Below are 26,161 nucleotides of genomic sequence, written 5' to 3'. Positions count from 1 at the left end.
TGGTTGCGTCCGATGTGGATTCTCCCGCCGGGGCGGCGCGCCCACACCTTCGGTCATCCGATCAGGTGGCAGGCTCGGGAAGACCCGCTTCCCGCCGGTCCGGTGAGGACGGAGGTGGCGCCCGCCGGGACGCCCGGGTCGCCCCTTTCCCTTGTGCGCGCCGGTTTCACTGGGTCACCGGTGTCCCGGCAGCCGCTCTGACGGTTGCGATTTCGGGTGGCCGCAGGGCCGCGGGGTTGCTGCGGCAACGGGGTTCTGCTCACCGTGGTTGCGGGGCGAGGGGTTGAGCCGTGGTCGTCGCGGCGCTCCGATCCGAGGAGGTTCGATGTCCGCCGTGCACGTGGCCGACCACCGCTTTCCGGCACCGGCGCCCAGGGCGGGGCGACGCTGCCCGCTCCGGCGCGCGGTGCCCCGGTCGTGATCCCGACCGGGTGCCCGGCAGCCGAGCCCCGTGCGGGCGCCGGACCGATCACGATCCTGGGCGCGGGCATCGCCGGGCTGGTGGCCGCGTACGAGCTGGAGCGGCTGGGCTACCGCGTGGAGGTCCTGGAGGGCAGCCACCGCGTGGGCGGCCGCATCCTCACCCACCGCTTCGGCTCCGACGCCACCGGGCCGCTGGTGGAGTTCGGCGCCATGCGGGTGCCGAGCACCCACCAGCACACCCTGGACTACATCGCCGAACTCGGCCTGTCCGACCGGATCCGGCCGTTCCGCAGCCTGTTCTCCGAGCCGCGGGCCTACCACGCCACCGGCCGGGGCTACGTCCGCCTCGACCAGGCCGCGCGCATCCTCGTCGAGGGGTTCCGCGCGGACCTGCCCCACGGCCGGTACCGGGAGGAGACCGTGCTGTTCGGCGCGTGGCTGACGGCGATGGGCAACGCGATCGGCCCGGCGGGTTTCCGCGACCGCCGGTTCACGGTGGAGCTGCTGGACGCGGTGGACCGGATCGACCTGGGGCCGTTCGTGGTCGGCGCCGGCCGCGACCAGATCGACCTGCACGGCTTCTTCGCCGGGCACCCGGAGGTCCGGGCCGGCTGCGGTGGCCGGCTGGCCAGGTTCATCGACGACGTGCTGTCGGAGACCAGCCCCGAGCTGGTGCGGCTGGAGGGCGGGATGGACCAGCTGGTCCGCCGGCTGGTGTCGCGGGTGCGGTCGCCGATCCGCCTCGGCTGCGAGGTGGTCGGGCTGGACGTGCGCGACCGGCGGGTGCTGGTGGACCTCCGCATCGGCGACCGCGTGGTCACGCGAAGTCGCTCCAAGGTGCTGTGCACGCTGCCCTTCTCGGTCCTGCGCCGGCTCAGGCTGCGCAACCTGAGCCGGACCAAGGTCGCCGCCATCCGCGGGATGACCTACTGGTCGGCGACGAAGGTCGCCTTCCACTGCCGGGAGGCGTTCTGGGGCAGGGACGGGATCTCCGGCGGCGCCTCGTTCAGCGGTGGCCGCGTCCGCCAGACCTACTACGTGCCGGCCGACGGCGAACCGGCCGACGGGGCCGTGCTGCTCGCCAGCTACACGCTGGGGGAGGAGGCCGACGCCTTCGGCCGGATGCCCGTGGTCGACCGCCACGAGGCGGTGTTGCGGGAGCTGAGCCGGATGCACCCGGAACTGCTGGAGCCCGGCATGGTGCTCGACGCCGCCAGCATGGCCTGGGGCCAGCACTGGTGGAGCAGCGGCGCGGCGGTCAGCCAGTGGGAGCTGGACAGCGCGACCCGCTCGCAGGAGCGGGCGCGGGCGCAGAGCCCGGAGAACGGGCTGTACTTCGCGGGCGACCACTGCTCGGCGAACCCGGCGTGGATCGACGGCGCCATCCAGTCCGCGGTCGACGCCGTGCGGCGCATCCACCTGGACAGCCGGTCGCGCGCGGCGGTGCCGGCGTGAGCGCGCCCGACCTGCCGCCGTTCGACCCGCTGGCCCTGGGCGAGGAGGAGATCGCCCACCCGTACCCGCTGTACCGGCGGTACCGGGCGGCGGAGCCGGTGCACTGGAGCGCCGCGAGCGGCGCGTGGTACGTGTTCGCCTACCAGCCGACGGTGGAGGTGTTGGCGAGCCGGGACTTCACCCGCGGCAGGCTGAGCTTCCCGCCCGGCTGCGACGCGCTCGCCGACCTCGTGAGCACCTGGATGGTGTTCCTCGACCCACCGCGGCACACGCGGCTGCGGTCGGTGCTCGCCGGCAGGTTCACGCACGCCGCGGTGCGCTCCCTCCGCCCGCGCGTCCAGCGGGTCGCGGACGACCTCGTCGCCGCTCTCGGGCGGCGCCCGGAGATCGACCTGGTGGCCGACTTCGCGACCCGGCTGCCGCTGTACGTGATGTGCGACCTGCTCGGCCTGCCCGCGGCCGACCGGGCGTGGCTGCACCGCAGCGCGCTCGCGCTCCAGCAGGCCAGCTCGACCCGCCGGGGCGACTACGCCGCCGCCGAGCGGGCGGCCCGCGAACTCGGCGACTACTTCCGCCGGGCGGCCCGGGAACCGGCCGAGCACGGGCTCCTCGCGCCGCTCGTCCGGGCCGGGTGCGACCTCGACGAGGTCGCCGGCACGGGCGTGCACCTGCTCACCGCGGGCCACGAGACCACCGCCCACCTGATCGGCAAGTCCATGCTGGCGCTGCTGGGCCGGCCGCGGGTGCTGCGGTCGCGGCCGGTGTGCACCGGCGACCACGTGGACGAGCTGATCCGCTACGACGGTCCGGTGCAGATGGTGAGCCGACGGGCCAGGCGGGACGTGGTGCTGGGCGGCCGGCGGGTCCGGGCGGACGACAAGGTGGTGCTGGTGCTCGGCGCCGCCAACCGCGACCACGACCGCTTCGAGCAGCCCGACGAGCTGCGGCTGGACCGGTCGCCCCGCCGGCACTGCGGGTTCGGGCACGGCGCCCACCGGTGCCTGGGCGCGGCCCTGGCCGGCCTGGAGGCGCAGGTCGCGCTGACCGCGCTGGTGCGCGGCCTGCCCGCGCCCCGGGTCGCCGAGCGGCCGGTGCGCTACCACCGCGACCTGATCTTCCACGGCCCGGAAACCCTGCCGCTGCGCACCGGTTGGCCGGTGTGACCGATCGCCCGCCGTGCCGCCATCGCCGTGCCGCTGCCATCGCCTTGCCGCGCAACGCGAGTGCGCCGGGAGCCTTCACCGCGCGGCCGAGGACCTCGCCGCGCTCCGGGCGGGGGTGAGGTGGACCGGCAGCGAGGTGAGCTGCCGGATGGCGTAGCCGCTCACCCAGCGGGGCTCGCCGGCTTTCCGCGTGGCGCCCGGGAACCGCCGGAGGAACTCGGCCAGGGCGATCCGCAGTTCGGTGCGCGCCAGGCCCGCGCCCACGCAGTAGTGGGCGCCGTAGCCGAAGGTGTAGTGCGGTGTGGACGGTGAGGCGTGGTTGAGGGCGGAGATGTTCAGCAGGACGGGCACGGCCGCCGGGATCTCGTGCCCCTGCAACAGCACCCGGGAGGTGCTGAACCGCCAGGTGGCCAGGGGGAACGGCGGGTTGTCGCGCAGGGCGCGCTCGACGCGCGCCCCGATCTCCTCGTCGGTGGACGGGCGCTCGTCGGGTGGTTCGGCCAGCACGTCGGCCAGCAGCGCGGCCAGCACGCTCGTCGTGGACTCGTGCCCCGGGATGACGAGCCCGGGCGTCCAGGTCGCGATCTCGACGGTGCTGACCGAGCCGTCGGCCTCGTGCAGCGCCAGCAGGTCGGCGATCATGCCGGGGCGCAGCTCGTGCCGGCGCGGGCCGAGGAAGGCCCCGACGCCGCCGTAGAGCTGCACGCGCCCCCGCTCGCGCTCGGCCTCGTCGGCGCCGTGGGTGACCAGCCGGCACGCGGTGGTCAGCGGTTCGCGCATGTCGGGCGGCAGGCCGAGCACGGCGCTGATGACCGCCACCGGGAGCGGGTAGGCGAGCCGGGGCACCAGGTCCACCTCACCGTCGAGCGACCCCAGCAGGTCGTGCACGACACCGGTGATCAGCTGCTGCCAGCGCGCCCGGTGCCGGGGCGAGAAGATCGCGGCGTGCAGCCGGCGCTGCCGGGTGTGCTCGGCGCCCTCGCTGGTGATCATCTCGGCGGCGCGGGAGGTCTGCGCGGAGCCGATCAGCCCGGTCACGTCGTCGAACCAGGGCGGCGCCGCGCCGGCCTCCTTGGTGAGCCGGTGGTCGCAGAACGCCAGGCGGACCAGGTCGGGTTCGTTCACCAGCCACACCTCGCCGCCGGCCCAGGCCACGCGGGCCAGCGGGTGGCGGCGCGCCACGTCGAGCAGGCGCTCCTGGACGTCGCCGGGGCCCACGTCGAGGCGGATCTCGACCAGGTCGGTCACGTCGGCTCCTCGGGGAACGGGTCGGCGGGCGGCGGTCCGGTCAGCACGGCGGCCTGCCGAACTGCGCCGCGAGGTGGGCGCTCATCCCGGCCACCCGTTCCGGCACCCGGGCGTCCCGGCGGCACCCCGCCGCCAGGTGCTCGAACCGCAGCGCGATCCCGCGGCGGGCCACGTCGGGCCGCGACACCGGGACGGGCGGCTCCGGCAGCTCGAAGGAGGGGCCCGCGGTGCGGCCGGGCACGCCGGAGGGCAGCGTCACCAGCAGTTCCGCGAGGGGCCGCATCATCCCGGTCATGACGTCGATCGCGGCGTTCATCAGCTCGGACCGGCGCAGGCTGGCGTCCGGCCGTTCGGCGAAGTGCTGCGCCATCAGGAGCAGCATCATGTGGTAGGCCCGGTTGAACAGCGCCATGACCGGCGCGGTGCCGGGGTCGGTGACGAGCCGGCCCGCTCCGCGACCGGGGTCCGCGGTCGGGTTGCGCAGCACCGGGTAGGCCGGGTCCCACGGCCGGCCGCCGCCGCGCAGTTGCTCGGTCATCAGCAGGCCGGCGATCCGGCGGAAGGTCTCGTGGTGCGACGGGCCGGGGTCGCCGGTCGCGGGCAGCACGGCGCCTTCGCCCTGCTCGGTCACGAAGTCGACCGCGAACAGCGCGCTGGACAGGTCGTCCACCTCGAACTGGTAGTCGGGGTGGGTCAGGTTGACCGACTCGCGCAGGAACAGGTGGTGCTCGCCGCCGCCCCGGCCGCGGTCGACCAGGAACAGGTCCGGCACCCGGGACAGGCCCTCGCGGATGGCGCCGTACAGCTCGCTCAGCGACCGGTACGGCCCGCCGCCGACCCGGCCGTCGCAGGGCTCCTCGATGGCGATGAACCGCTGCGCGCTCCCGAGGTGCAGCGGTTCGAGCGCGAAGTCCACCGGCAGCGGCAGGTCGGCGTTGATCGTGGCGAAGTCCACCCGGGGCACGAAGAACGGCTCGCCGACGGCCATGAGGACGTTGTTGACGACCAGGTAGTGGACCATCTCCTCGCGGGCGACTTCGAGCAGGCTGCCCCGGATCCCGGTGCGCAGCGTCCGACCGCCGTCGCCGCAGGCGAGCGCGAGCTGCTCCGCGGTCCACAAACCTTCGCGCACCCGCGCCTCGCCGGCGCCGTAGGTCGGCACGGAGTAGGCGGCGTACAGGTACTGCAGCATCACCGCCAGTTCGAGGGTGACGGCTTGGCGCAGCGCGGCGACCAGTTCGCCGCGGGTGGTGATCGGGGGCGTCCACGGCGTCTCCAGCGGCGCCGGGCGCGGCGCGTGGCGCTGTTGCCGGCGCAGGTACTTCAGCAGCAGCCGCGCCTTCGGCGCCGAGAGGTCCCTGGTGGGCGGCATGTAGTAGGTCTTGTCCTTGTTCCGCGGGTCGCACATCTGCCACATCAGCGTCGCGTAGGTCTCGACCTTGCACCGGTCGGCCAGGCTGAACACCTCGGCGCGCATGAACGAGGACACCAGCTCGTAGTAGGCCAGCACCTTCTCGTGCACCAGCTCGAAGGTCACGTCCTGTTCCGGGACGGCGTCGAGGTCCCGGTCGTCGGGCAGGACCCGGACCGCCACGGCGCCGTGCGGTCCGAGCGGGATCCGGGTGACACCGGCTCGCAGCCCGCGGACGGTGAAGCGGCCCCGGCCGGCGCCGTCGACGCCGACCTCGCCGATCCCGAGCAGGTCGTCCCGCGGGCGCACGACGGGGGCGACCGGGTGCGGCCGGCCGCGCAGGAACGCCCGGAACGTCACCAGCGCGTCGTGCTCCGGGGTGCCGTCGGTGTGGTCGAGGATCAGGCTCGCCTCGTCGGACTGGACGTTCAGCTCGACCTCGCGCAGGAGGTCCACGGGGCGCGCGTGCCGGTCGAGGTGGACCAGTCGCAACGCCTGGTCGTGCGCCGAGGGCGCCCCGGACGCCGCCGGCACGGTGACGATCCCGCCGGTCGGCGTGTGCTCGTGCGCCTTGGCGGGCACGGTCGCGACCAGCTCGTCGGAGTCGGCCGTGCGCAGCAGCAGGTCGCCCCCGTCCCAGGGCCGGGGCACGGCGGTGATCAGGTTGAACGTGACGTGCGTCGGCGACACGTCGACGCTGAGGGTGTGCACCCCGGTGCGCTCGCCGCACGGCACGAGCAGCCGCCCGGCGGGGTAGGTGCGCAGTTCCGCCGCGTGCCACGGCGCGATGGTGCCCCGCAGCCGCCACCGGTTCGGCGTGTCCGGCGCCGTGGGCGCGGCCATGTGGCACAGCGCGAACTGGACCACCAGCCCTTCGCCCGCCGCGGACCTCAGGTGCTCGACCGCGGGGGAAGGGCCTTCCAGCCACTGCGGGTCCTCGACCGCGAACTGGTAGACCACCGACCGGCGCAGTTCCGCCGCCATGAAGTGCTCGCCGACGTCGAGCGCGTGGTGCGGGTTCTGCCACCGCGGCGGCGACGTGCCCCTCACCCGCCCGGTGACCACGTACCCGACGTCGTGCGACCGCCCGACGCGGCCGAAGCCGAACTGGCCGACCATCAGGGTCATCGTGTCCGTGGCGGTCGGGTCGACGTCGAAGACCCGCGCCCGGTTGACGGTGGTCGCGAGGTACTCGTTGTAGTGGCCCCACATGTCCACGCTGCTGCCCACCAGCGGGTCGTCCACCTCCACCCGCCCGGCTTCGCGCTCCACGCCGGTGATCGCCGCCTCGGTCGCGAAATGCCCGTTGCCGCCGAAGTTCCAGCCCATGACCTCGCTGAACACCCCGTCGCGGCACGGTCGGCCCGCGGCGTCGTACCGGGCGCCCCGGTTCGCCAGGTAGTCGTGGTACTCGTGGGCCGGGCGGTCCACCGGGAACGGACCCTCGTGCGTGAGCGCGGTGTTGGTGGTCACGTCCACCAGACCGCAGCGCGGCCCGGTGGGCAGGCTGGTCCGCGCGGTGCCGCGGAAGTGCAGCCGGGGCAGGTCGAAGACGCTCACGGCCGTCCCCCGCGAACGCCCCGGACCGGTTCCGGCCCGCTCATCGCAACCCGCCCGAACCCGCCGCGGCCTGCCGCGCGCCGCCGATCCGCCCGTCGCCGTCCTGTGTCCCCACCCGGTGCCCCAACCGTTCCGCTCCGCAAGCGCCCACCACCTCGGCGATGCCCGCCGCGGCGTGCGCGGCGGCCGTGAGGGGACGCCGCGCGGACCGCGCCTTCACCCCCACCGTGAGCAGAACCCGCCCACCGGGCAACTCCGGCCCGTTCCGACCACCCGATAGCCCAACCGTTGGAGCGGCGACCCGGACCCGCGATCACGCAGTGAGGTCGTCCCGTCCCGCGTGGCAGGGCGCTGTCGCTGCGGGGATGCGCGGTGGCGGGCAGCGGGACCGACCGGTCGAGGGGCGCTCCCGGCGGCCCTTCGGCTACCCGGTGGCGTCCACCGAGTCCACCGCGTCCACGATCATGTCGACGACCTGCTCCGGGTCGCCCCAGCGCAGTTCGCAGCCCCGGTGCGGCGCACCCCGTGCCGTCGCTCGTTCCACGAGTCCGCTCAACCGGTCGACGCCGTCCGGTCGGAGCCCTTCGGACAACGCCAGCAAACCGCACCGCTCGAGTGCGCGGAGGCGCCTCGGGACGACGGACCCGCCCGAGGAGCAGAACGCCACCGTCGGCACCCGGTTGCGCGCCAGTTCGAGGGCCGTCGAACCGCCCGAGGCGAACACGACGTCCGCCGCCCGGTGGAACGCCGGGGCGTCGGCGCGGAATCCCGGCCACTCGACACCGGGGACCCGGGTGTCGACCCCCAGCCGGGCAGCGGTCTCGCCCTCGTCGGCCAGCACCACGAGCCGCCCGCCGGCCGGCCGGTCCCGCCTCCACAGGTCGAGCACCGAAGCCGCCATCTTCCGCTGCAACCGCGCTTTCGCGGGGTGCGGCGCGCCCCAGGACACGACCGCGAGGTACTCCTCGGGATCCGCTCCGACGAGGGCGCGGGCGCGGGACCGGTCGAACGGGATGATGGGCGCGATCGGTCCGGTGAACGTCACGAGGTCCGCCAGGAAGTCCGGCACCCGGTGGGCGAAGGCCCAGTCCGGGATGACGATTTCACGCCCCACCCGGCCGAGCGCGTGGTCGAGCCGCGGCGAGCCCTTCTCGCTGCCGAGCCGGCACGTGAGGAACAGCGAGGGCAGGCCCATCCTCCGGCACAGCATCGGGACGTAGGCCAACTCGTCCGAGACGACCAGGGCCAGGTCGTCGCCGCTTCGCCCCAGGTACCGGTGAACCTCCCGCACCACGGGCGCCGAGTGGTCCAGGCGGTCGGTCCAGGCGAGGTCGTCGCAGGGTTGCCCGTTCGCCCTGAGGTAGGACAGCCCGGTCGTGCCGGACGCGACCCGGACCCGCACGTCCGGCCTCCTGGCCCGCAGGGCCGACAGGACGGGCAGCGCGCGGGCGGCGTGGCCGAACCCGTGGCCCCGGCAGAGGTAGACGACTTCCTTGGCCACCGGGTGTCCCCCTCGCAGCGCGGTGATCGGTCGGCCGGGCGTCAGCCGGCGGGGACGAACCGGGACGAGGTGAGCAGCCGGTCGGCGGAGAAGGGGCCGGCCGGCACGAGCGGCATGTCGGCCGCCGGGTCGGCGAGCGCATCACCCGACCACGCCGAGGGGTCCTCGGCGGTGGCGCCGGGAACGCCGATGGGCAGACCGTCCTGCGGTGCGATCGCCGGCCGCAACTGCTCGCGCGCGATCGGGTCGTCCCGGCGCTGGAACCGGGCGTCCACCGAGATGCGGTTCAACGAGCCGGTGTTCGGCGCGGTGCCGTGCACGGTGAGGCTGTGGAACAGGACCACGTCGCCCATGTCGCAGGCGGGCTCGTCGACGCGTTCCTGCCTGACGCCGGCCACGGGCCGCAGGTGGTTCGAGGGGATCCGGTCACCCAGTGGCCGCAGCCCGCGGCGGTGCGACCGCGACTCGACCCGGATGCCGCCGCCGTGGCACCGGTGGAGGGGCAGCCACACCGTCACCACGTCAGGCGTGCCTTGCACGAACCGGTAGTCCTGGTGGTACGGCACCGCCCACTGCCCCAGCCCGCCGCCGGGCGGGTTCAGGCGCAACCACCGCCGGGGGTGGAGGTAGGGCGGCGCGCCGAGCAGACCTTCGAGGAAGGACACCAGCCGGCGGTGCCGGAACAGGGCGCCGTTCGACGCGCAGCCGAACAGCGCCCGTCGCAGGCCGAGCAGGTCGTCGTCCGCCGCGGACCGGCGCAGGCGCGCCCAGTCCCAGCTCTCGCCCGTGAGCCGGGAGTAGGAGCCGGCCAGCTCCCGCCGGAGTCGCCGGACCGCTGGGACGGGCAGCGCGCCCCTCAGCAGCAGGCACCCGTCCTCGACGAGCGCCCGCCGCGCCTCCTCGACCGGCGCGGCGTGCGCACCGCGCGCGGGGGCCAGGTCGAACTCACGCATGCGGACCACCTCCACGTGCCAGTGCCAGGACGCTTTCGTGCTCCCGGCCGGCGTACCACGCCCAGTACCGCAGGAAGTCCTCGCGGTAGCGGGCCTCTTCACGGCGTTCGCCGAGCCGCCGGTGCACGTCCGCCAGGCACGACCACAGCATCGGCAACCCCAGGGACCTGCGCCGGTAGCCCGCGCCGAGGCCGTGCAGGTTCTCGCGCAGCACGTCGACGACGAGGAGGTTGAGCCCGCGGCCCGGCGCGGTCGCCAGGGCCTCGGCCAGCACCGCCATGCCGGCGAACCGGGCTGCCAGCCGCCGCCGGACCCAGTCCAGCACGACCGTGTAAGCCCGCAGCGCCTCGGCGAGCCGCCCGGTCTCGACGTACAGGTCGCCCAGGGTGCGGCACCCGTGGTGATCCAGCGGCACCCGTTCCTCCTCGTACACCGCGATGGCCTCGTCGCTGCGGCCCGATTCCCACAACGACCAGGCGAGGCGGTGCCGCAGCGCGACGAGCCGGTCCCCGTCGTGCGGGTGTTCGGCGATGGCGAGGGCCATGGCCGTGCGAAAGGCCGCTGCCGCGCCCCTGGTGCGTCCGGCGCGGAGCAGGGCGTTCGCACGGGCCTCCGCCGCGGCGGAGGTGTCGTGCGCGTGCTCGTTCACGGCACGTTCACCAGCGCGTCCGCGCTCGCGACGAACCACCGCCACAGCTTCGCCCGCTCGCCGTCGTCGATACCGCTGCCGTCGAGCGCGGTGCGCATGTGGCGGAGCCACCGGTCCCGCAGACCGCCGGTGATCGGGAACGGGACGTGCCTCGCGCGCAGGCTCGGGTGCCCTCGGCGGTCGAAGTAGGTCAGCGGGCCGCCCCGGGCCTGCACCAGGAACCAGCCGAGGTGCCGTGCCGCGTCGGTCAGGTCCTCGTCGGGGTAGAGCGCGCGGAGCACCTCGTCCGCGGAGACCTCCGCGTAGAACCGGTCCGCCAGCGCCATGAGCAGTTCCTCCGGTGCGAGCCTCGGCGCCTGGGTCATCGGCACCCCTTCCCGTCGCGGGCAAGCGCGGTGAGCGCCTCCGCGGTGCCGTCGTCGACGTGCAGCCGGAAACGGCGCTCGACCGGGAACACGGTCACGTCCGCCATCGCGGCCAGAAGCGCGCGGTGCTCGTCGCAGCAGCCGTCCGATCGCCCGTACACGACGTTGCCGACAGTGGGGCCGATGGCGCCGCACGGCAGCAACTCGGCCAACAACGCGGCGCAACGCGCACCGGCGTCGCGCGTCCTGACGACCAGGTCCCGCCACGCTGCCCGGCCGCTGGTGGTGAACAGCGCGTTCAGCACGGCCAGTTGGAACAGGTCGAGGCGGAACGGGTCGACGCCGGCCTCGATCCCGGCCACGACGTCCGCGGCGGCGATCAGCAGCCCCAGGCGCACGCCGACCAGCCCGGTGGACTTGGTCAGGTTGGCGCAGAAGGCGACGGGGCCGCCGAGGTACCGGTGCGCGCGGGGGAGCACCGGGTCGTCGGCGAAGTCGTCGTAGGTGCAGTCGACCACCACCGGGACCGTCGCGCTCGAGCACCACCGCGCCAACCGGGTCTCGTCGACGACGTGCCCGGTGGGGTTGTTCGGTGAGCAGACGACGGGGATCCGGTCCGGGGCGGGGGGATCACCCGCGTCGTAGTGCGACCACGCGATCCCCGCGTGGTCCGCCAGGCGGGTGAAACCCGGCCAACTCGGCCGCGGTATCGCCAGGACGGCGCGCCGGTGTCGCGGGGCGGTGCGGACCGCCCACGAGAAAGCCCAGGCCACCGCCTCGGTGCACCCCCTGGCGACCAGCACGTTCTCCGGCGCGACCCCGTAGTGGGCGCCGATCCGCGCGCGCAACTCCCCGCCGAGCCGGGGCTGCTGGTGCCAGCGCGCTTCCCGCAGGTCCCGGAGCACCGCCTCCCGCAGCGGGTCGGGCGCCCCCGCGCACGCCCCGATGGGCCGTTCGCCCGGCAGCTGTCCCATGCCTCATCCCCGAAGTGCCGAGCGGCCCGCCGAGTTGATCGCGTCCAGCGGTATCCCGTGCTTCTCGGCCAGGTACCGCAGCACGCTCCAGTACCGCGCCCGCTCGGGCGTGAACTCCCCGAACCGGCTGACGTACGCCGGTATCCAGGACACCAGCTCGTCGAGCAGGCCGGCCCTTCGCCCGCCGGCCGCGTACTCGCCGATCCCGACCGTCTGGTGGTGGATGAACCTGCTGCCCGGCAGCCGCGCGCAGAGCTCGGCGTAGAAGTGGGTCTGCAGGATCAGCTCGTGCCACACCTCGTCCACCTCGCGCGTCATCGGGATGAACAGCGGATCGGCCTCCGACGCGATGACGAGGAACTTCAGGCACTCCTCCGTCTGCAGCCGCAGTTCGGCGGAGCTGCGGCCGGGCAGGCGCTTGCGCAGGGTTTCGTAGACGGCCTCGGGGATGTAGTCCTCGATCCTCGGAGCACCCATGGCGGAACCCTCCACGCGTCGGGACCGGTGGGAGCCCTGCCCGGATCCGGGCAGGGCTCCGCCCGCTTCAAGGCGACCGAAGGTTTTCGGATCGCTTCAGCAGCCCGTCCAGCAGCTCTCGGCGTACTCGCCGAGCTCCACCAGGTCGACGCCGCCGTCCGATTCGACCGCCCCCTTGATGTCGTCGATCGTGGTCGTCCGCTCGGCATCCGTTCGACTGTCCATCGCGCCCTCCGCAGTGCCGGTCCCGACGCCGTTCGCAAGGTGCGATCGGCGACTGGAAGTGTGCTTCTCCCCGTGCCCCATGCTGCAAGGGCGGCGGGTTTTGCGGAAGGGCCTGTCCGGTCGAATCCGATGATTTTTTCGGGTGGTAGAACATTATTGTGGAATATTCGCCGTCACCGCTGCCCCAGGGTCGAGGAATTGCGATCACCCGGTGGCGGTGGGGTTCTCGGCGGTCTCGCGGGCGCCGCCCGGGTCGCGGTGGGCAGGCGACGCGCGACGAGGCCGGCCGGTCGTGGTGCGCGACATCATGGTCCGGTGATCCCTTCGAAGCTGGTCGTGCCCTTGCTGAGCATGTGGTTCTTCGGGAACCTCTACGAGCAGGTCGTGTGGAACCCGCAGGTGCTGGTCGACCCGCGGCCGGGCTCGCTCGTCGGCGTGTTCGCGGCGGGCAGCCCGATCTACTACTACCTGCCGTGGGGGCCGCTCGGTGTCGTGCTGGCGGTCGTCGCGCGCGTGCCGCGGCCGGCGCTCGGGTGCCTCGCGGTGTCGGTCGTGCTGAAGGTCCTGCTGATCACGCGGGTCAACCCGGTGTTCCGCGATCCGACCGCCACCCGTGACGTCGTGCACGACCACGCGGTGCTGTGGGCGTTCGGCAACGGCGCCGTCGTCACCGCGATGGCGGTCGCGATCCTGCTGATCCAGCGAGCCCGCTCCCGCCGGGCGTGAGCGGGCTCGACCGGATCGGCAGGGGCCTCCGGAAAAGGCGTTCACCAGCGGCCGAACCCCTTCAGCTCGCCGACGCCGACGCCCCGGTGGCCCACGCCTGCGGCGTCGCCTCCCACGCGCTCACCGCGCCACCGGTGACCCGGTCGATCCAGGCCCGGTAGCCGGGAACGCTGTTGTAGATGCCGGGACCGTCGAGGCAGTTGCGGCTGTTGTTGCCGGATCGGCTGGTGGCGCCGGTCAGCTCGCCGCCCAGGACGGACGGCCCGCCGGAGTCGCCGTAGCAGGCGCTGGTGCCCGGTGCGCCCTGGAAGCAGATCTCCTTGCCCCTCTTGAAGGAGGCCGTGCACCGGGAATCCGCGACGGTGTTCGTGTCCACTTCGCGGAGCTGCGGCGAAGGGCCGCCGCAACCCGGGGTGCCGCACGTCTGCCCATGGCCGATCAGCTTGTTGACGGTGCCCACGGCCGGGCTGCTCGCCGCGATCCGGATGGGCTGGGAGGCGGCGGGCCTGGACAGCTTCACCACGGCGATGTCGTTCTCGCCGAGGATCGCGCCGGCCGCGGTGACGAGTTCACCACCGGATCCCGTGGTGAGCGATCCGATCCGAGCGGAGAAACCGCCACCGGTGGAACCCTGGACGCAGTGCCTGGCGGTGACGAGCCACTGCGGGGCGATGAGCGACGCCCCGCAGAAGTGCCGGCCACCGCGTTGCAGCGAGGCGAAGAACGAATAGGGCGTGGTGACGACCCTGCCGCCGATGATGGCGGGCCCGACCTGCGTTCCCCCCGGCGACTCGACCGCCGACGCGGGTCCGGCGATGAACGACCCGGCGACAACGGCAGCCGCGATCAAGGAAATGCGTGAAACCCATGACATGTCGTCGACCTCCTACAGGACGAGGAAGTCCGGCAGCGGACGAACTCCTGCAGTGGGGTACCGCTCGACACCCGACCGTAGCCGCCCGGGAAGCGCCCGGTACCCCTGTTGGCACCAATGCCCCGGCACCCCGGCCCGGCGCCCGCCCGATCACTCGGAGGCCGGCCCGACGGCGGCGCCCTCCCCGGCGAGCCGCGGCACGGGCGCCGCGGCCACCGCTCAGGACCCCGCCGCGAGGAGGTCGTCGCCCGGCAGCTCGATGCCCATCTGCCCACCGGGGTTGATCACCAGCGTCGTGCCCGCCAGCACGGGCAGCAGCGCGCGCCCCGGCACCTGCACGGTGTTCGCGCCCGCGGGCACGTACCCCGGTGACGTGTAGACCGCCAGGAAGCGCGCGCCGGCCGGGGTCTGGCCCAGCCGGAAGCTGCCCTGCGGGTCCGCCTCCACCAGGAACAGCCCCTCCAGCGCGGCCTGGAGCACGCGGTCCTGGGGCAGCCAGCCGGCCGCGACGAAGCCGAGCACCGCCTCGAAGTCCGACTGCGGTTCCGGGTAGCCGCGGCGGCGGGGGGAGGGGCGGTAGGAGGGGTTCAGGTGCGTCTCGCCGGTCAGCTCGCCGGACGGGCCGACGCGGTAGGCGCCCAGCAGGGCGAAGTCCGGCACGCCCTGGATGAAGCGCGGGTCGACGTCCGGGTCGGCGCACCACACCCAGCCGCCCGGGTTGCGCCGCGCCTCGGCGCGCAGGGCGTCCGTGACCGGCGGCAGGCCGGGGTGGTCGGGCGTGACCTCCTCGACGTCGCCCGACGCCAGGTAGTCCGCGAACGGCCGGGGCAGCACGTACAGCCGCCCGCCGGCCGGCGACACCGCCGTCACCAGCTTCCACGGCCCGCGCAGCCGGTACCGGTGGTACTCGCGCCCCGCGTGCTCGGCGGGCAGCCCGCGCTGCTCGAACGGCGTGTCGGCGACGTACCCGGTGTTGCCGTCCGGCGTGCCGTACCGGTCGACCTCCAGGTCGACGGCCACCGTCAGCGCCACCTCGCCGTACTCCGACAGCGGGGGGTCCACTTCGGACACCACGGTGAACGGGACCTGCCACCACGGCAGCTCCTCGTCCACGTCGTACCGCAGCGCGCCCTGCTCCAGCTGCACGTGCCCGGCGAAGCAGGCGACCGCCTCCCGCACGTCCGCGAACCGCACGAGCCGCTGCTTCTCCTTGCCCTCCGCCCAGTACACGAGGTACCAGTCGCCCTCGCGGACCAGGCACCACGACTGGTCCTGGTGACCGTCCAGCCGGTAGTGCCGGGGGCTCGTCTGGCACGTCCGCAGCACGTCGAACAGCGGCTCCAGCGCCCGCCCGAGCGCCCTCTCCGCCCGCGACCCGTTGTCGTACCGGCCCATCGCGAGGTCCGCCGCGCGTCCCAGCGCGATCGACGGCACCCGCTCGGGCAGCCGGTAGCGCCGCCGCCGGATGTGGTCCACCAGCGGCAGGGCCGGGGACACGTGGTACTTGCGCAGGTAGTACGGCACGGACGTGTGCCACACCCAACGGCCGTCGGTCCGGTAGCCCAGGGGGACGACCGGCTCGTCGTCGTCGCTCAACCGGTCCACGGCCAGGCCGCGCCCCGACAGCGCGAGCGGCGCGCCGTCGAGGTACTCCAGGATCGCGTGCCGCTCGCGCGCGCCGACCATCGGCCGGTACGCCACGGGACGGCCGCTCGCGTCGACGTCGTCGAACACGGGCGCGATCAGCGCCGCCGGCTCGTCCTCCGGGTCCACGCGGTCCGGGCGCGCCAGCACACCCGCCATCGCGTGCTGCTGGGCCTTCGCCGCCGCCTCGTACAGCCACGGGAGGATCGCTTCCGGGCGGCGCGGCAGCAGCCGCAGCTCGTCGGCGTAGTGGTCCAGCTCCTCGCGGAACGACAGGGGCGCCACCCACGCGGGCTTGCCCTCGATGTCGAAGTGCCGCCGCACGGGCTCGTCCCGGGTGAACTCCAACCGCGCCGTGTACCACACGCCGAGCGTGGACCTGTAGTCCCGCATCCGCAGCCGGTGCAGCCACTGCCCGACCAACGGCGGCGGCGACCACGCGCGCGCCACGCCGTCGTCGAACGTGACACCGGCCTCCAACTCGACGCGCCGCGCCGTGGCCCGGCACTCCACCGCGAGCACCCGCCACCCCTCGGGCGCGAGCTTCGGCAGCTCCTCCTCGACGGTGTCCAACAGCGACTCGTGGTCGGGCGGCCACGAGTCGCCGGCGGGCACCACCGGGTACGGCGGCCACAGGCCCGGCGGCGGCGCGTCCTCGCGCACCTGCACCAGTCGCTCCCCGGCCGCCAGGCGCCCCTCGAACGGGTCGACGTCGATCCGCTCCGGCGCGCCGTCGGCGGGCACCCGCCACGTCCGGATCGACACGACCGATTCGAACTCCGACAGCGGGATGCGGCGCACCGACCGACCGTCCAGGTCGAACGGCGGCCAGCTCTCGTCCGCCGTCGCCTCGGGCGCGACGTACGCCGTCGCCTCGGGCGCGTGCTCGAAGCGGAACGCCTCCGCGCCCCGGATCGCGATGTCGAACGGCTCGCTCACGCGGAAATCTCCCCTGCACTCGGTGCGCCCGACGATATCGCCCGGCGGTCGGCGGTCGTCGGCGGAACGGCCGAAAACCGGTGGCGGGGCTGGTAGCGTTCGTCCCGCGGGCGCGCCCGGAGCCGACCGGGCCCCGCTCCCGGAGCCGATTCCGACGAGGTGCGCCGATGGGGCAGGACCACCGCGACGTGGTGACCAAGGAGCAGGGCGCCCAGATCCGGATGATCCTGCGCTACGAGCACCTGCGCGACAGCCGGGACGCCCACTGCCTGGCCCGGCTCGTCCTGCGCGAGCCGCCGCTGCCGCCGGTCGCGGTGTTCACCGAGATCCGCAGCAACTCCCGGCACTGGTCGCTCGGCTACTTCGACCGGCCGGCCGAGGCGCTGCGCGCGGCGGTCGGCGACTCGGTGGAGGTGCCGTGGGACCAAGTCCTGTGGGTGCAGCACTTCGGTGAGTTCTCCGACCGGTACATCGACGGCGCTCCCGAGGAGTTCGTCGTCACCGACCTGCTCTACTTCAACGGGCACTACCACGACGACATCAAGAAGCACCGCAACTACCGGGCGGCGGAGTTCGAGGAGCTGTACGGCGACCTCGGGCTCGACCCGGTGCCCGAGACGGTGCGGGCGCTCGGCTGGGAGTTCTGACCCGGTCACGTCCCCTCCGGGCGCACCACCCGCCACGGCGGCAGGTCCGGGTCGACGTCCCGGCGCACCAGGCGGTCCAGCAGCACCGCCATCTCCACCGGCCCGATGCCGCCCGGCACGGGCGTGACCAGCCGGGGGAGCGCGGACGCCTCCTGCTGCACGTCGCTGAGGATCGTCTTCGTGCCCGGCTGGGGCACGAACCCGGAGTCCACCACGAGCAGGTGACCCTCGTGCAGGTGCTCCGGCCCCAGGATGCGCGGCGCGCCCGTGACCGAGACGACGATGTCCGCGTCCCGGACGCGCATCAGGTCGCTGCCCTGGTCCAGCAGCACCATCTCGGCGCTGCGCTGCTCCAGCAGCCGCACCACACCGCCGCCGACGAACCCGTCCGAGCCGACCACCGCCACCGTGGGCCGCCCCTCCAGGAAGGGGTCCACCACGCGCACGATGCCGTCCGCGGTCGCGCACGCGTCGTGCGGCGAGGCGTCGTCGTGCAGCAGCGCGTCGATGTCCTTCTCGGGGCTGATCTGCTCGACGAAGTCCTGGAAACGCTGCGGTGCGGGCATCTGGAGGATGATGCCGCTCACGTCGCTGTCGTTGTTGAACCGGTCCATCAGCGCTTGCAGGTCTTCGCGGCTCGCGTTCGGGGGCAGCAGGTGGTGGTGCACCTGGTAGCCGAGCGCCCCGATGTTCTTCTCCTTCTGGTCGGCCGAGGCGCGCGAGGCGTCCATCTTGGCCTTCCACGAGTCCGGGTCGGTCGGCTGCGGGTCGAACCGGATCACCGCGACCTGCTTGCCCTGCTGCTCGATCCGGTCGCGGTAGTCCCGCACGTACTCCTCCCGCACGTCCTTGAGGATCGAGCGGCCGGAGACCTGGTTCGGTTCCAGGACCTTCAGCTCCGACACCACCTCGCCGCGCTGGGTCGCGTGCGACGGGGCCTCGGCCGGCAGGTCGTCGCCCCACGTCGGGGGGTGGCCCGGCGGGTAAGGGCTTTCGTCGACGTGGTGGGAGCCGTCGGGGCCGAAGGTGTGCCACTCGCCGTTCGGCGGCCAACCCGGGCGGTCGCCGTTGGGCGTGCCGTGCGTGTCGGACGCGAACATGTTGCCGTCGTAGTCGACCCACGCGTCGGTGGTCGGCGCGGTGACCGGCACGCCCGTGCGCTCCGCGAGCCGGGCCGCGAACCCGTCCGGCAGTTGGCCCGTCCGGCAGCCCGCGAGCGTGATCGGCGTCTTGCCGTCCCAGTCCGGGTTGGCCATCAGGATGTCGGCGAGGTCGTCCGCGCTCAGGTTCGAGCGGTCGACGCGGACCGCCCCGGCGGAGCCGTGCACGTCGACCACGAACCTGCCGGGGATCTTCGGCACCTGGTTGGCCGAGTACCGCTCGCCGCTCTCGCCGCTGGGGAAGATCGACATGCCGGCGGGCGTGGCCTGCATGTGCTGCCGGTGGCGGTCCAGCCGCTCGTCGGGCAGCTCCCGGAGCCGCTCGCCCAACGGCCGCCGGGGTCGCTCCTCCCGCGGCGGCGCCTCGAACCTGCGCGGTCGCTCCTGCTCGGCGGTCCGCTGGGCCTGCCGCGCCTGCTCGGCCTCCGCTTCGCGCCGCTGCGCCTCCCACGCCTCGCTGCCCATCGGGCCGAACGAGGGCTGCTGGGTGGGCGGGTGACCGGGCGGGAAGTGCTGGGGCTGGGTGTGTTGGGGCTGGGTGTGTTGGGGCTGGGTCCGATCCGCGTACGGGTTCGGCGGGGCGTCGTGCGGCCTGGGCTGCTGCACCCGCGGATCGAACGGGCCGGCCGGTGGCCGGCTGTGGGCGTCGTAGGGGTGGGGCTGCTGTGCGCGGTCGGTGGGCGGCGGGAACTGGTCGCCGCGGAACGGCGCGTGCGGCTGCGCCTGGCCGACCGGCGACTGCTGGCCCGGGTGCCGGTTGCCCGGCTGGTGCTGTCCCGGCTGGTGCTGTCCCGGGTGCTGTTGTCCCGGCTGGCGCTGCCCTGGGTGCTGCTGTCCTGGGTGCTGCTGGCCCAAGTGCTGCTGGCCCAAGTGCTGCTGGCCCGGGTGCTGCTGGCCCGGCTGCTGACCGGGGTGCTGCCGGCCCTGGTGGGGCGCGCCGTCTTGCCGGGGCTGCCCGCCGTGGGGGTGGTCGGTCCGCGCCTGTCCGTGGCCCGACTGTCCGGGGGCGGGCTGTCCGGGGGCGGGCTGCCGCGCGTCTCCCGGCCGGCCCTGCGCCGCCGGCTCCTGCCTGGCCGGCGGCCACGCCTGCGCGGGGCTGTGCGTGGCGACATCGGGTGCGGTCCGGGGCGGCGGCGGTGCGGGGTCCGGTGCCCGGCTCGGCGTCGGGTCGGCGGCCTGCGGCGTGCTCGGCGACGCGTCGGAGCGGGAAACGGCGCCGGAGCCGGGCGTGCCCGCCACCCGGTCACCGATGTAGTTCGGGTTGGGCACGAACGGTCCGGGCACCAACCTGCGCTCGCCCGGGTCGTACCGGACCTCGTGCCACCCGGCGACGTACCGCCAGTCCACCCCGCCCGGGAACAGCACCTCCGACTCGCCGTACCCGCGGGTGTCCCCGTTGGCGCGCATGGTCGGGTCGGTCAGGACCCCGCCCGGCGCGTGGATCACGTAGACGGCGCCGCGCCCGGCCCGCTCCACGCCGACCTCCTGGTCGGTGGACGTGCTGACGAACGCGTTCGTGTCACCGTGGACGTGCTGCCGCAGGTCGGGCGCGTCCGGCCGGTGCGGGTGGAACCCGCCCGCCGCGCGGACCTCCTCCGGCGACCGGGTGTCCCCGCGGTAGAGCGCGTTCTCGTCCCGCGCCCACCCTTCGACGTCCCTCGTGACCACAGTGGACACGCCGTACGTCGACGGGTCGACGTGGTGCAGCGCGACCGGTGGCGGCCCGTCCTGGCGCGGGGCGGTTCCGCTGTCCGGCGGGCCCTGCGGAGGCGCGCCCCCGGCGTTCGCCCGCTCGGGCGGGGGAGCCGCGCCCGGCGGGGCCCACGGCGCGGGCTGGTGGGGCCGCTGCCCGAAGTCCGGCGCGCGGCCGGGTGCGGGCGGACCGCCGGGGCGCGTCTGCTGCCCGCCGTGCGGCGGGGCGAACGGACCGGTGCCCGCCCGGGGCGCGTGCATTCCACTCGGCGGTGGGGTGGACCGAGGTGGTGGCCCGGAGTGCGGCACCTGGCCGGGGCGCGGCGTCTGCCCGGGGTGAGGTTGCCCGGGATGAGGTTGCGCGGCGCGAGGTTGAGCGTTGTGAGGGTGTGCGGTGTGCGGTTGCGCAGGGTGCGGCTGTCCGGTGTGCGGCCTGGAGAACGGCTGTTCCGGGCGCGGTTGCCCGGCGTGCGGTTGGCCGGCGTGCGGTTGGCCGGCGTGCGAAGGCGCTGTGTGCGACCGCCCGGTGTGCGGCTGCCCGGGGTGTGCTTGTCCGGTGTGCGGCTGTCCGGTGTGCGGTTGTCCGGGGTGCGGTGGCCGGCCGGGGTTCGGCTGCTGCGGGGAAGGCGGGGGCCCGGGGTGCGGCGCGTTCCCGGCCGGCATCGGCCGCCCCCCTGGCGCGGTGCCGGGAGACGGGCGGTCGTGCGGTCCACCCGGTCGCGCGGGCCCGCCCTGCGGCGGCATCCCGCCCCCTGGGGGAGTGTGCCCACCTCGCGGTGGGATCCCGCCCTGCGGCGGCATCCCACCAGGCGTGCCGGCGGGCCGCGGCGCACCACCGGGGGCAGTGCCAGGCGCACCACCCGGGACAGCGCCTGGCGCACCGCCGGGCCGCGCCCCACCACTCGGCGTCGCAGCGGGCACACCACTCGGCATCCCACCGGGCGCATTGCTCGCCCGCGGCGCGCCAGGCGTCCCGCCCGGAACCCCACCGCCCGGAACCCCACCGGTCCGCGGAGCACCACCGGGCGCGCTCCCACCGGGCACACCGCCCGGACGCGCCCCACCAGCCTGGGCCCCACCAGCCTGCGGCCCGCTGGCGGGGAGCCCGCCCGGCACGCCCCCGGCGCGCGGCACGCCATCGGGACGCGTCGCCGCCTGCGGCCCGCCGGCGTGCCGGTCGAGCGCGGCCGGCGCGCCACCGGGTCGCGTGGTCCCGGGAGCCGGGCTGCCCGGAAGACCACCCGGAGAGCCACCCGGAGAACCACCCGGAAGGCCACCGGGCGCGGGGCCACCGGGCCGGGTGACCGGCGGGACCGGGCCACCGGACCGGCCGGGCGTGGTCGAGGGCCCACCGGTCGCCGGCGGCCCGCCGAGGCGGTTGCCCAACGACGGCGGCGGGCTCGCGGGCGTCGAGGCGCCGCCGGGCCGGGCCGGGCTCGACGTGCCGGCGGGACCGCCGGGCAGCGTCGGCGCGGCGGACGTGCGGCCGGCCGAGGACGAGGACGGGGACGACGACGTGCCCGTGCCCGTCGAACCGGTGGACGTCGTGACCGGGGGGCGGCTCTCGATGCGGCGCAGGGAGTTCGCCGCCGACTGGTCGGTGTCGCGGGCCGTCTGCGCGGTGGCCTTGGTCTTCGCGCCCGCGTTGTCCGCCGCCTCCGCCGCCTTGTCCGCGCCGTTGCGCGCGGTCGCGATGGCGCGGTCGGCCTGGATCATCGCGACCTGCCCGAACACGCCCGCGCTGCTCGAACCGGCGCTGATGTTCAGCTTCGCCGCGACACCGGTCCGCAGCTGCTCGCCGCGGCCGGTGATCCGCCCGCCGAGGTTCTCGACGGCGTCGGTGTCCATCCGCGTGCCGCGACCGCCGATCGAACCCCCGGTGCCGGCGGGGGTGGACGCCGCCGGCGGTGACGACGACCTGCCGTCGTCACCGCCGCGGTGCGAGGACGGACCGCGACCGGTCCGGTTGCCGGCCATCAGGCGTTGGCCGGCGGCATTTCGTACGGCTTGACCGCGTCGTAGGCCGTCTTGGCGTAGCCGCCGTACTCGGCGAACCGCTCCAGCCCCTTGACCAGGCCCTGCATCTTGTCGGCCAGCTTCGCGATCCGGCCGCCCATGCGCGCCATCGCCGCGCCCAGCTTCGACAGCCGCGTCGCCATCCTGGTCGCCAGCATCGCCGCCCGCGTGCCCGCGTACCCGGCGTACGCCGCGATCGACCCGCCCGCGGTCACCACCGCCGACGCCGCCGCGATCAGCGCGCCCGCGATCAGCTCCCCGATCAGGTCGGAGATCCACCCGAAGATCAGCGCCCGCAGCTCGCACACCAGCGCGCCGGACAGCGCGTAGATCGCCGCCGTGCCGTCCATGGTCGACCCGAGCGCCTCGTACTCGGCCGCCATGGTGTCCATCTCGGAGCGGAACGCGTCGCCGGACCGGCCCTCCCAGCCGGACACCGAGTCCAGGTCCCGGCGGTGCTCCTCGGCGATCACCTTCATCTCCAGCGCCGCCTGCTTGAGCTGGTCGACGTTGGCGTTGATCTCGTCCGGGTTGCCCAGCAACGCGTCCAGCGGCTCCCGGATGAAGCTCACGTGCTCCAGCAGCCACCCCACGCCCGCCGACGCCAGCGCGCCCAGCGGGTTCACCGCCACGCCGACCAGGTCCACCACGACGCCCGCGCCGCCCAGCGCGACGTCGATGACGTCGACGCCCTCGCCCTCGGACTCCGCGGTCAGCGAGGTGACCAGCCCGTTGACGCTGTCGAACACACCTGCGCCGGTGGACCAGGTGGTGGTGCTCTCTTCTTCTGCCACTGTTACCCGCCGACCGACCTACTGGTTCCGGAAAATCGACTCGCTGCTGAAATCGCGGTCGTCGTCGTCCACCGGACGCGGCGGCGCGGACCGGCGCGGCGGCGGGTCGCTGCGCGCCGCCGGCCCGTCGAGCTCCTGCTCGAACGCGTACCGCGGCCGTTCCGGCTCGTCCTCGACCGGCTCGGGCAGGTACTCGGTGATGACCCGGTACGTCTCGGAGTCGGTGCCCTCGATCGCCCCGAACGTCTCCGCGACCTGCACCGCGGCCGCCCGCTGGGCCTCCCTCGCGACGGCCACGACCTCCGCGGCGAGCTGCGTGTGCGACCTGCGCATGACGTCGGCGGTGAACCTCAGGTCGGTCAGCGCGCCGTTGGGCGCGACCGTGACGGAGATCGACCCGTCCTTCGAGGTCGCGGACCCCTGGGCGCTCGCCAACCCCTCCTGCACCGCGGCAGCCTTGCGCTGCGCGTCGGCGATCTTCGCCTCGAACTCCCGCATCCACTCGTCGGGCGTCTTCACCGCGTACTCCCGTGCCCCCGTCGATCAACAGCGACGAGCAGCATGGCACAGCCCGCACCCGGACGAGGGCGGAACGGTCGCACTGCACCGTGGCCGACGCCACGTCCTCGAAGCAGCGACCCCGGAGCCCCCTGGTCCGGCCCTTCCGGAACACGCGCTCGGCCACCCGGTTCGGCGGCCTTGACGCCGGACGGGTCGGAGGACGCGCCGCCCCGCGACACCGTCGTGGGGCGGCGCCCCCCTTCGGGCGCGGCGGCCCCGGCGTCCTCGCACCGGTCGCCGGCCCGCCTCTGCGGGCGCCGCGACCGCGGCAGGCGGTGCCGGGTCGAGCAGGGGAGTGCCGCCCCACCGGGTGGAAGCGGACCGCCGGGATCGGCGCCCGGCCGGGAGCGGTGGCGTGTTCCGGCAGGGCCACCGCTCCCGGCCGGGATCAGACCCGCGTCATGGTGGACGGGTACCCGCCGCCGCCGGGGTAGACCCACTCCCCGGTGACGGTGGCGCCGTCGGCGCTGAACGTGCCCCGGTAGTAGGCCGGGCCGCCCTTCGCGCCACCCCAGATGGTCAGGGTGTCGCCGGTCAGCTCGTAGACGTAGTCGAGGGTGTTGCCGGTCGAGTCGTAGAACCGGGACACCACGTCCGCGCCGGCGGGTTCGCCGAACGGGCGCAGGTTGCCGATCACCTCCAGGCCCGTGACCGGCTGCCCGAACTGGGTCAGCTCGACGTGCTGGAGCAGGAAGAACCGGCCGGGCATCCACTCGTACCGCACGGTTCCCCCGGCGCCACCGCTCACCGCCCACGTGCCCACCAGTCGGTCCAGGGCCTGCAGGTCGGCGCTCGGTCGGGTGGTCGTTCCGGACATCTCGTCCTCCTCGGGTCGCTTGCTGGTCGCCGGTACCTCGGAGGCGTCACCGCGGTCTCGACACCCACCTGTCGTGACCCGGGTCACACTCGAACCGTGTCGAGGCGAGCGGACCGGCGACGTGGTCACGGCGAGCACTCACTCGGGGAGGAGCCGTGACCACCGCCGTCGCGCTGTCACTGCGTGACGCCGCCCGGGCCACGTACCGTTGCCGGGCACGATCGAGGAAGAGGGACCACCGTGAAGTACCTGCTGCTCGGCTACACCCCGGCCGCCGCCTGGGACGCCGACACCGCCGACACACCCTCCGAGGACGCGCTGGCCGCGTTCGCCGCGTACCGCGAGTTCGAGCAGGAACTGGTCGAGACCGGCGAGTTCGTCGGCAGCGAGGGCCTCGGTCACCCCGCGGTCAGCACCACCGTCCGCAGGACGGCGGACGGCGTGGTGGCGACCGACGGGCCGTTCGCCGAGCTCAAGGAGGTCCTGGCCAGCTTCGCCGTGATCGACGTGGCCAGCCACGAGCGGGCCGTCCAGATCGCCGCGCGCATCGTCGAGGTGCTGGGCGAACCGATCGAGATCCGCCCGATCACGGGCGAGGACTTCACCGGGTGAGCGACCGCACCGCGACCGTCGAGCACCTGCTGCGCGCCGAGGCGCCGCAGGTGCTCGGCGCGCTGGTGCGGCGGTTCGGCCGGTTCGACACCGCCGAGGACGCGGTGCAGGAAGCGCTGCTCGCCGCGAGCCGGGCGTGGCCCGCCGACGGCGTGCCGGACGACCCGCGCAGCTGGCTGATCCGCGTCGGCTACCGCAGGATGGTCGACCTGCTCCGCTCCGACCGGGCCCGGCGCAGGCGCGAGCAGGAAGCCGGCCTCGCCGAGTCGGCGATGCGCGAACCCGCCCGTGCCGCAGGCCCGCCACCGGACACCGACGACAGCCTCACCCTGCTGCTGCTCTGCTGCCACCCCGCGCTGTCCACCACCTCCCGGGTGGCGCTCACGCTGCGCGCGGTGGGCGGCCTGACCACCGCCGAGATCGCCCACGCCCACGGCGTCTCGGAGAACACGATGGGCACGCGGATCGCCCGCGCCAAGCAGCAGCTCGTCCGCGCGGGCGCCCGCTTCACCCCGCCCTCCGACGCCGACCGGGCCGACCGGGTGGCCGCCGTCATGCAGGTGCTGTACCTGGTCTTCAACGAGGGCTACACGACCTCGTCCGGCGACGAGCTGACCCGCGTCGACCTGACCCGCGAGGCGATCCGGCTCACCCGGATGCTCCGCGACAGCCTGCCGGCCGACGACGCGACAACCGCCGAGGCGACCGGCCTGCTGGCGCTGATGCTGCTCACCGAGGCCCGGCAGCCGGCCCGCACGGGCGACGACGGCGAACTGGTGCCGTTGGAGGAACAGGACCGGACGCGGTGGCGGGCGGACCTCATCCGCGAGGGGACCGCGCTGCTCGACGGCGTCCGGCACCGGCGCGGGATCGGCCCGTACCGGCTGCAGGCCGCGATCGCCGCCGCGCACGCCACCGCCGGGTCGGCCGAGCTGACCGACTGGCCGCGGATCGCGGCGCTCTACCTGTGGCTGGAGCGACTCGCCCCCACCGCACCGGTCCGGCTCAGCCGGGTCGTCGCGGTAGCCCGGGCCCACGGCCCCGGACGGGGGCTGGCACTGCTCGACGACCTCAACCGGCGCCACCGCCTGGACCGGGATCCGCTGACCCGCCAACGGGAACGCGCCGTCCGCGCCCACCTGCTCCAGCTGACCGGCGACACCGCCGACGCGGCCACCCTCTACCGCGAGGCAGCCGCCCTCACGGACAACCACGTCGAACAGCGGTACCTGCACGACAGGGCCGACCGCCTCGACCCGCCGGGCCGCCGATGAA

The 26,161-nt window shown here is 74.6% G+C and carries 22 protein-coding genes; 7 read left to right on the top strand and 15 right to left on the bottom strand.

Annotation, left to right across the window (positions count from 1 at the left end):
- Nucleotides 1-417 precede the first annotated feature (417 nt).
- Both JOE68_RS03325 and JOE68_RS32110 read left to right on the top strand, forming a co-directional pair.
- A complete protein-coding gene (locus JOE68_RS03325) occupies nt 418-1,878 on the top strand; it encodes a flavin monoamine oxidase family protein (protein ID WP_204840873.1) in 1,461 nt (486 codons plus the stop codon).
- Nucleotides 1,875-3,041: a cytochrome P450 gene (locus JOE68_RS32110; protein WP_204840872.1), complete on the top strand. Its 1,167-nt coding sequence runs from the start codon at nt 1,875-1,877 to the stop codon at nt 3,039-3,041. The genes JOE68_RS03325 and JOE68_RS32110 overlap by 4 nt, the downstream gene beginning before the upstream one ends.
- A gap of 75 nt (nt 3,042-3,116) precedes the next feature.
- Here the strand turns inward: JOE68_RS32110 and JOE68_RS03315 are convergent, their stop codons facing one another.
- From JOE68_RS03315 to JOE68_RS31670, 9 genes are all read right to left on the bottom strand, one after another.
- Nucleotides 3,117-4,289 carry a cytochrome P450 gene (locus tag JOE68_RS03315; RefSeq protein ID WP_204840871.1) on the bottom strand — a complete coding sequence of 391 codons (1,173 nt, stop codon included), beginning with the start codon at nt 4,287-4,289 and terminating at the stop codon, nt 3,117-3,119.
- A 40-nt stretch (nt 4,290-4,329) separates the two neighbouring features.
- Nucleotides 4,330-7,260 (bottom strand): ferritin-like domain-containing protein, encoded by a 2,931-nt coding sequence (locus JOE68_RS32105; protein ID WP_204840869.1) that lies wholly within the window; start codon nt 7,258-7,260, stop codon nt 4,330-4,332.
- Nucleotides 7,261-7,684: 424 nt separating this feature from the next.
- A complete protein-coding gene (locus tag JOE68_RS03305; protein WP_204840868.1) occupies nt 7,685-8,761 on the bottom strand; it encodes a hypothetical protein in 1,077 nt (358 codons plus the stop codon).
- Nucleotides 8,762-8,802: 41 nt separating this feature from the next.
- A complete protein-coding gene (locus JOE68_RS03300) occupies nt 8,803-9,714 on the bottom strand; it encodes a phytanoyl-CoA dioxygenase family protein (RefSeq protein ID WP_204840867.1) in 912 nt (303 codons plus the stop codon).
- On the bottom strand, nt 9,707-10,363 hold the full coding sequence (locus JOE68_RS03295; protein ID WP_204840865.1) for a tetratricopeptide repeat protein: 657 nt from the start codon (nt 10,361-10,363) through the stop codon (nt 9,707-9,709). The genes JOE68_RS03300 and JOE68_RS03295 overlap by 8 nt, the downstream gene beginning before the upstream one ends.
- Complete coding sequence (locus JOE68_RS03290; protein ID WP_204840864.1) at nt 10,360-10,728, bottom strand: globin domain-containing protein; 369 nt, start codon at nt 10,726-10,728, stop codon at nt 10,360-10,362. Before JOE68_RS03290 ends, JOE68_RS03295 begins: the two co-directional genes overlap by 4 nt.
- Nucleotides 10,725-11,702 carry an aminotransferase class I/II-fold pyridoxal phosphate-dependent enzyme gene (locus JOE68_RS03285; RefSeq protein WP_204840863.1) on the bottom strand — a complete coding sequence of 326 codons (978 nt, stop codon included), beginning with the start codon at nt 11,700-11,702 and terminating at the stop codon, nt 10,725-10,727. Before JOE68_RS03285 ends, JOE68_RS03290 begins: the two co-directional genes overlap by 4 nt.
- A gap of 3 nt (nt 11,703-11,705) precedes the next feature.
- Nucleotides 11,706-12,179, bottom strand: a complete 474-nt coding sequence (locus tag JOE68_RS03280; RefSeq protein ID WP_204840861.1) for a UCP032817 domain-containing protein — start codon at nt 12,177-12,179, stop codon at nt 11,706-11,708.
- A gap of 96 nt (nt 12,180-12,275) precedes the next feature.
- Entirely contained in the window at nt 12,276-12,404 is a 129-nt protein-coding gene (locus JOE68_RS31670) for a hypothetical protein (protein WP_275584699.1), read from the bottom strand.
- A gap of 315 nt (nt 12,405-12,719) precedes the next feature.
- On the opposite strand from JOE68_RS31670, the gene JOE68_RS03275 reads away from it, so the two are divergent.
- Nucleotides 12,720-13,130 (top strand): hypothetical protein, encoded by a 411-nt coding sequence (locus JOE68_RS03275; protein WP_204840860.1) that lies wholly within the window; start codon nt 12,720-12,722, stop codon nt 13,128-13,130.
- 61 nt (nt 13,131-13,191) lie between these two features.
- On the opposite strand, the gene JOE68_RS03270 is transcribed toward JOE68_RS03275, so the two are convergent.
- Entirely contained in the window at nt 13,192-13,980 is a 789-nt protein-coding gene (locus JOE68_RS03270; RefSeq protein ID WP_239562111.1) for a S1 family peptidase, read from the bottom strand.
- 243 nt (nt 13,981-14,223) lie between these two features.
- Nucleotides 14,224-16,587, bottom strand: a complete 2,364-nt coding sequence (locus JOE68_RS32100; RefSeq protein WP_204840858.1) for a type VII secretion system-associated protein — start codon at nt 16,585-16,587, stop codon at nt 14,224-14,226.
- A gap of 167 nt (nt 16,588-16,754) precedes the next feature.
- On the opposite strand from JOE68_RS32100, the gene JOE68_RS03260 reads away from it, so the two are divergent.
- On the top strand, nt 16,755-17,234 hold the full coding sequence (locus tag JOE68_RS03260; RefSeq protein ID WP_204840856.1) for a hypothetical protein: 480 nt from the start codon (nt 16,755-16,757) through the stop codon (nt 17,232-17,234).
- Between the two features lie 5 nt (nt 17,235-17,239).
- Here JOE68_RS03260 and JOE68_RS03255 read toward each other — a convergent pair whose 3' ends face one another.
- Nucleotides 17,240-20,347, bottom strand: a complete 3,108-nt coding sequence (locus tag JOE68_RS03255) for a DUF8616 domain-containing protein (protein ID WP_204840855.1) — start codon at nt 20,345-20,347, stop codon at nt 17,240-17,242.
- A gap of 1,075 nt (nt 20,348-21,422) precedes the next feature.
- On the opposite strand from JOE68_RS03255, the gene JOE68_RS03250 reads away from it, so the two are divergent.
- Nucleotides 21,423-22,097 (top strand): hypothetical protein, encoded by a 675-nt coding sequence (locus tag JOE68_RS03250; protein WP_204840853.1) that lies wholly within the window; start codon nt 21,423-21,425, stop codon nt 22,095-22,097.
- Here JOE68_RS03250 and JOE68_RS03245 read toward each other — a convergent pair.
- From JOE68_RS03245 to JOE68_RS03235, 3 genes are all read right to left on the bottom strand, one after another.
- Complete coding sequence (locus JOE68_RS03245) at nt 22,063-22,896, bottom strand: WXG100 family type VII secretion target (protein WP_204840852.1); 834 nt, start codon at nt 22,894-22,896, stop codon at nt 22,063-22,065. The two genes, JOE68_RS03250 and JOE68_RS03245, sit on opposite strands and share 35 nt — an antisense overlap.
- Before the next feature lie 18 nt (nt 22,897-22,914).
- A complete protein-coding gene (locus JOE68_RS03240; protein ID WP_204840851.1) occupies nt 22,915-23,415 on the bottom strand; it encodes a YbaB/EbfC family nucleoid-associated protein in 501 nt (166 codons plus the stop codon).
- 430 nt (nt 23,416-23,845) lie between these two features.
- Nucleotides 23,846-24,274, bottom strand: coding sequence for a hypothetical protein (locus JOE68_RS03235; protein WP_204840850.1), 429 nt, complete (start codon nt 24,272-24,274; stop codon nt 23,846-23,848).
- Nucleotides 24,275-24,514: 240 nt separating this feature from the next.
- Here JOE68_RS03235 and JOE68_RS03230 point away from each other — a divergent pair, with 240 nt between their 5' ends.
- Complete coding sequence (locus JOE68_RS03230) at nt 24,515-24,886, top strand: YciI family protein (protein ID WP_204840849.1); 372 nt, start codon at nt 24,515-24,517, stop codon at nt 24,884-24,886.
- Nucleotides 24,883-26,160, top strand: a complete 1,278-nt coding sequence (locus JOE68_RS03225) for an RNA polymerase sigma factor (RefSeq protein WP_204840848.1) — start codon at nt 24,883-24,885, stop codon at nt 26,158-26,160. Before JOE68_RS03230 ends, JOE68_RS03225 begins: the two co-directional genes overlap by 4 nt.
- Nucleotide 26,161 lies beyond the last annotated feature (1 nt).

Origin of the sequence: Saccharothrix algeriensis, assembly GCF_016907655.1 — a bacterium.
Classification (GTDB): Bacteria; Actinomycetota; Actinomycetes; order Mycobacteriales; family Pseudonocardiaceae; genus Actinosynnema; species Actinosynnema algeriense.
This window is presented reverse-complemented; position numbering and strand designations above follow the sequence as displayed.